The organism is Pseudonocardia pini (assembly GCF_013870575.1).
Lineage (GTDB): Bacteria > Actinomycetota > Actinomycetes > Mycobacteriales > Pseudonocardiaceae > Pseudonocardia > Pseudonocardia pini.
Window position 1 is genome coordinate 1 of record NZ_JACBXB010000617.1, and the last position, 3,420, is coordinate 3,420.

The 3,420-nt window shown below is 73.5% G+C and carries 6 protein-coding genes and 1 pseudogene; 4 read left to right on the forward strand and 3 right to left on the reverse strand.

The genetic code is table 11. From position 1 onward, the window contains the following. Positions 1 to 271 (forward strand): annotated as a pseudogene (locus H5J29_RS25845) (serine hydrolase); the annotation flags it as partial. Positions 272 to 793: 522 nt separating this feature from the next. Here the strand turns inward: H5J29_RS25845 and H5J29_RS25850 are convergent. Then, positions 794 to 1,009, reverse strand: coding sequence for a hypothetical protein (locus H5J29_RS25850; protein ID WP_181783622.1), 216 nt, complete (start codon positions 1,007 to 1,009; stop codon positions 794 to 796). 19 nt (positions 1,010 to 1,028) lie between these two features. Between H5J29_RS25850 and H5J29_RS25855 the strand changes: the two genes are divergently transcribed. Beyond that, a complete protein-coding gene (locus tag H5J29_RS25855) occupies positions 1,029 to 1,181 on the forward strand; it encodes a hypothetical protein (protein ID WP_181783623.1) in 153 nt (50 codons plus the stop codon). Here the strand turns inward: H5J29_RS25855 and H5J29_RS25860 are convergent. Next, positions 1,167 to 1,637 carry a GNAT family N-acetyltransferase gene (locus H5J29_RS25860; protein WP_181783624.1) on the reverse strand — a complete coding sequence of 157 codons (471 nt, stop codon included), beginning with the start codon at positions 1,635 to 1,637 and terminating at the stop codon, positions 1,167 to 1,169. The two genes, H5J29_RS25855 and H5J29_RS25860, sit on opposite strands and share 15 nt — an antisense overlap. Further along, positions 1,634 to 2,224 carry an acid phosphatase gene (locus H5J29_RS25865; protein ID WP_312858409.1) on the reverse strand — a complete coding sequence of 197 codons (591 nt, stop codon included), beginning with the start codon at positions 2,222 to 2,224 and terminating at the stop codon, positions 1,634 to 1,636. Before H5J29_RS25865 ends, H5J29_RS25860 begins: the two co-directional genes overlap by 4 nt. A 92-nt stretch (positions 2,225 to 2,316) precedes the next feature. On the opposite strand from H5J29_RS25865, the gene H5J29_RS25870 reads away from it, so the two are divergent. Further along, positions 2,317 to 2,925: a carboxymuconolactone decarboxylase family protein gene (locus tag H5J29_RS25870; RefSeq protein ID WP_181783626.1), complete on the forward strand. Its 609-nt coding sequence runs from the start codon at positions 2,317 to 2,319 to the stop codon at positions 2,923 to 2,925. Between the two features lie 92 nt (positions 2,926 to 3,017). Continuing rightward, a partial coding sequence (locus tag H5J29_RS25875) for a globin domain-containing protein (RefSeq protein ID WP_312858410.1) occupies positions 3,018 to 3,420 on the forward strand: 403 nt, incomplete at its 3' end.

The following is a 3,420-nucleotide window of genomic DNA, read 5'->3' on the forward strand; positions in this document are numbered from 1 at the left end:
CGCCCGGAGGCACCTGGAGCGCGGGCTCACCGGCCGGGTCCCACCCGAGGTGGCGGGGATGGGGCAGAAGGGCGGCAACCTCCCCGGCATCGTGACGATCGGGGTGTCGGCGCGAGGGGTCGACGGGGCGGTGGGCACCTGCGCCCTGCTGCTCTCCGACCTGCCGCTCGAGGTCTACGCCCAGGTCCTGGAGTCCTCGGCCTTCCTGCTCGTCGCGCAGGGGGCGCTGCTGGAGCCGGGTGCGCGGGACCAGCTCGCCGCTGTCGTGTGAGCGCTGGGAGCACGTTTCGTGCTCTCACGGCGGTGGGGGGCGGAGAGTGCGGGCTGAGAGTGCACGAAACGTGCTGTCGCGGCGGTGGTGGACGCATTGAGGTGCTCGCAGTGCGGTGGCGGGCGCGGAGATCGCACGAAACGTGCTCACAGTGCGGTGGCGGGCTCAGGGATCGCACGAAACGTGCAGTCACGGCGGTGCCGGACGCAGCTACGTGCTCACACTGCGGCGACAGGCGCGGAGATCGCACGAAACGTGCTCACAGTGCGGTGGCGGGCGCAGAGATCGCACGAAACGTGCAGTCACGGCGGGTCGCGCGCCCATGATCGCCAGAACGGGAGCAGAACCCGCGCCCAGCGCGGCTTCCGCTGCACTTCCGGTGATCTTGTACCCGCACCGCCAGTGCTGGGGCGTGTCTCCCCATGGACATCACCGCTCCCGGCACCCACGCGGCCCCGGCCTCGCCGGTCCCCCAACACACCCGGTATGAGGGCGACCCGGCGGCCCTTCGGCAGAAGCGCCTTAGACCGGGCCGTCGTCGGGCACAGGTCCGGCCGCGACGGTCTGCTCCGGGAGCAGCGGGGACAGGGCCAGCTCGGCGGGCGTCACCCCCACCGGCGCGGCCTCGACAGCCCGGACCCCGGGACTCGCGGCCAACCGGTCCAGCCCCGCCCGGTCCGCCTCGACCACCAGCGCCACCACGCAGGCGCACGGTGCCCGCACCCCGGCGATCGTCACCCAGCTGCTGCTTATCCCGATGATCTACAACTCGCTGAGCACCGGGGACCTGGTGGTGGGGTTCGTGGGGCTGTTCTTCGTGGTCGGCACGTTCCTGCTGCTGATCAGCGAACCGTCGCGGCGGTGGGCCGTGGGGGCGGACGACGAGGCCCGCGGCTCACGCCCCGAGTGAGGCCAGCGGCTCGCCGGTGAGCCGGAACGTCGTCCACTCGTCCATGCCCACCGCGCCGAGCGCGCGGTAGAAGCCGATCGAGGGCTCGTTCCAGTCCAGGACCGACCACTCCAGACGCGCGTAGCCCTGCGTCACGCACTCCTGGGCCAGCGCCGCCAGCAGCGCCCGGCCGAGCCCGGAGCCGCGCTGCGCGGGCTGGACGTAGAGGTCCTCCAGGTAGATCCCGTGCACGCCCTCCCAGGTGCTGAAGTTCAGGAACCAGAGCGCGCAGCCCACGACCACGCCGTCGACCTCCGCGACGTGCCCGAACAGGGCCGGGGAGTCCCGGAACAGCGCGGCGTGCAGCTGATCGGCGGTGAGGTGGCACTGGTCCAGGGCCTTCTCGTACTCCGCGAGCTCCTGCACCAGCCCGACGACGGCGGGCACGTCCGCGGGGGCGATCCGCCGGATGCTCACGACGGCACCACCAGGTTGACGGCGTCGAGCCGGGGGACGCCGCGCTCGTCGCCCAGCACCGCCCAGGCGGCGGGGTCCATCGCGACGTGCACCCCGCCCGCGGCGGGCAGACCCATCCACCGGGCGATGAGCACCCGGGAGAAGTGCCCGTGCCCGACGAGCACGACGTCCCCGTCGGGCAGCAGTGCACGCGCGTCCGCGAGGACGGCGTCCGCGCGGTCGCCCACCTGCGCCGCGCTCTCGCCGTGTGGGCAGGGGTGGGTCCACACGGTCCAGTCCGGCACCGTCTCGCGGATCTGCGGGGTGGTCAGGCCCTCGTAGTCGCCGTAGTCCCACTCGTGGAGGCGGTCGTCGACCGCGTCGACCTGCAGACCGGCAAGCTTCGCGGTGTCCAGCGCCCGGCGCCGCGGGCTGGACAGCACCCGCACCGGCGGCGGGGCGTCCCGGCGCAGCGCGTCGAGCGTCGGCCGGGCCGCCGTGGCCAAGGACCGCCCACGGTCGGTCAACGGGATGTCGGTGCGACCGGTGTGCCGCCCGTTGGCGGACCACTCCGTCTCGCCGTGCCTGAGGAGGAAGACGCGTCCCACCGCCGCGACACTAGCCGGGCCGAACGGCTCTGGTCCGGCATCACCACGCCGGGGTACCATTTGATCACCAAGGGTGATCGGGGGTGGTGGTGATGCTCGAGCGAGCGACGATCGCCCTCCTGCAGGCGGGCTGTCGCGCGATGTGGGGCTTCTCGCCGCGGATGATCCCGCACATCGTCGCCGCGATGGGGGCGGGCGGCGCGCTGGCGTGGTTCGCCGCCAACATGCCCCGCTACCTGGTGTCGATGCAGGTGCTCGGCGGGCAGCGGACGCACCTCGCGGGGATGGTCATCTCCCTGCACAACGGCTGCCTGTACTGCGCCTACGGGCACGGCTACGCCCTCGAGCTGCTCCACCTGCGGGACCGGGACCGGCTCTTCCCGCTCGACGCGCGCACGCTGGAGTCCTGGCTGGGTCTGCCGCCCCGGGAGCTGGGCCGGCGGATCCAGGAGGTCCTGCGGGCCGCCGGGATGCAGGCCGAGGCGGTCTGGGCGGACACGACGCTGGGCCTGGTCCGCGGGGAGCAGCAGCCGGTCGACAGTGCCGAGCGCAGGCTCGCGCACCTGGTCAGGATGTTCGGCACGATGAACCGGATCGCGGTGGCGGCGGGCTGCCACGAGCCGGACGAGGCGCAGAACCCGGTGAACAAGGACTGCGCCGTGAAGCGGCGCAACGCCGAGCTGCGCTCCGCGGCGGTGTGAGCCAGCCGCCGTTCGACCGTTCGGCGGCGTTGGCTACCCTTCCGCCTCGTGGCCCCCTCTCGGTCCCTCCCGTGACGACGGACGGCCCCCGCGTGACCACCGACAGCCGCGCCGACGGCCGGGCCGACTCCGGTCTCGGCGAGATCGCCCGCCACCTGGACCTCGCCCGGCGCAGCGTCGCCGACCTCGCGCTCGACGACGAGTGGTTCGTCCCGCACTTCTACCGAACCCTCTTCGGCTACGCGCCGGGGCTGCGCGCGCTCTTCCCGCTCTCGATGGGCACCCAGCACGCGCGGTTCGGCCGGGCCCTGCTGCACGTCGTCACGCACCTGGGCGAGCCGGAGAAGGTGGTGGGCTTCCTGGCCCAGCTCGGCCGCGACCACCGGAAGTTCGACGTCCGCGAGGAGCACTACGCCGCCGTCGGGCGGGCGCTGCTCGCCACGCTCGCCGAGACCGCGGGCGAGGCCTGGACGCCCGAGGTCGCCGAGGCGTGGG

Bases quoted from the DNA above. Each gene is read 5' to 3' on its own strand.
- H5J29_RS25855 (WP_181783623.1), top strand. From the start codon at position 1,029: ATGATCTACAACTCGCTGAGCACCGGGGACCTGGTGGTGGGGTTCGTG.
- H5J29_RS25870 (WP_181783626.1), top strand. From the start codon at position 2,317: ATGCTCGAGCGAGCGACGATCGCCCTCCTGCAGGCGGGCTGTCGCGCG.